Annotated in this window: 1 protein-coding gene; it reads left to right on the top strand. The window is 52.5% G+C overall.

What is annotated here, in order from left to right; translation table 11 throughout:
* Nucleotides 1–1,206: hypothetical protein (locus KDK17_RS18750; protein ID WP_257288786.1), on the top strand; the 1,206-nt coding region annotated here is incomplete at its 5' end.
* Nucleotides 1,207–1,262: the final 56 nt, after the last annotated feature.

A 1,262-nucleotide genomic window follows, 5' to 3' on the forward strand; every position in this document is an offset into this window, starting at 1 on the left:
TTAAATTGTTTCGTCCATCCCTGTCATGGCGCTTGTCAATTCCGGCAATCTTCCGATTCATCTGATAGCAGAGCGCCCGATTATGATCAAAGTTTGACAGACCCAACAGTAGCAACGCCCGGACAAAGCTCATGCCCTCATTTGGCCAATAGATACTGCTCTATTTGCAACCCTGTTAACGGGGTCGCCTCAGACGGGACCGCCATAGACTCAATGGTTGCAGGGACAATCGATAAAAACGCCCCTGCCGGGAAAGTCATTTGTAGTTTGATTATATTCGGGGAGGATGGCCAGCAGCTGCAATGTGGGAAGGTCTTCAAGAATGCAAAATCACTGTCGTATCACATAAGCAAATACCACTCTGGGCAAAAAACCTGTGACCTGACGTTGGTCGGGGAGGATGGTCAACTGCAGCCGTGCGGGACGGTCTGCAAGAATGCTCAAGCCCTGTTGAATCACAAAAGAAGAGACCACGTCAGGCAACAAACCTGTGACGTAACCGTAATCAGGGAGGATGGCCAGCCGCGACTATGCGGAAAGGACTGCAGAAATGCCGAAGCGCTGTACATTCACAAAATCCGACGGCACACCGGGCAAAAAATCTGTGACGTGACCGTGATTGGGAAGGATGGCCAGCCGAAGCCGTGCGAAAAGGTCTGCAGAAATGCTGCAGCTCTGTCCACTCACAAAAGCGGACAGCACACCGGGAAAAAGACCTGTGACATGGCCGTAATCGGGGAGGATGGCCGACTGCAACCATGCGTAAAGGTCTGCAAGAATGCTCAAACCCTGTCGGTTCACAAAATCAGAGACCACACGAGGCAACAAACCTGTGATATACCCGTAATCGGGGGGGATGGTCTGCAACGGCCCTGCGGGAGGGTCTGCAGAAATGCAGCAGCTCTGTCCACTCACAAAAGCGGACACCACACCGGGAAAAAGACCTGTGACGTGACCGTAATCGGTGAGAATGGCTGTTTGCGGCCATGCGGTAAGATCTTCAAGAATGCTAACAGCCTGTCGGCTCACAAAACTGGATACCACACCGGGCAACAAACCTGTGCCGTGACCGTGGTTCAGAAGGATGGCCAGCCGCAGCCATGCGGGCAGGTCTTCAGGAATGCTCAAGCCCTGTCGAATCACAAAAGAAAGCATCGAAGACGCAAGCCTTCTGTTGTGGATCACAACGATGACCTCGGGCCTTAACCTGACAACCGCCCTTTCATGAGGCTTTCTTGATCTATCCTTGCTCTGTAAGAGCC

Origin of the sequence: Endozoicomonas sp. SESOKO2, from assembly GCF_024606245.1 — a bacterium.
Lineage (GTDB): Bacteria > Pseudomonadota > Gammaproteobacteria > Pseudomonadales > Endozoicomonadaceae > Endozoicomonas_A.